Here is a 238-nt window from a genome sequence, read left to right as displayed (position 1 = left end):
CAGCCGCGGGGCATGTGCGGTGACCTGGGCGGCGACCTGCGCGAACTCCTCCAACACCGAGTCCATGTGCGCCGAGTGGAAGGCATGGCTGACATGCAGCGCCTTCGTCCGCCGGCCGAGAGAGGCGAAGTGCCCGGCGACTTCCGCCACGCCGTCGGGGTCGCCGGAGACGACCACCGACTCGGCGGCATTCACGGCCGCCAGCGAGACGTCCTCCCGGCCGTCCAGCACGGCGAGG

The 238-nt window shown here is 72.3% G+C and carries 1 protein-coding gene; it reads right to left on the bottom strand.

Translation table 11 applies throughout. From position 1 onward, the window contains the following. Positions 1 to 238 (bottom strand): acyltransferase domain-containing protein (locus KCH87_RS48585; protein WP_210594482.1); only part of this gene is annotated, 238 nt, incomplete at both ends.

Source organism: Streptomyces sp. GESEQ-35, assembly GCF_017948485.1.
GTDB lineage: Bacteria > Actinomycetota > Actinomycetes > Streptomycetales > Streptomycetaceae > Streptomyces.
The sequence above is the reverse complement of the archived record's forward strand: the minus strand, read 5'-3'. Positions and strand labels throughout refer to the sequence as shown.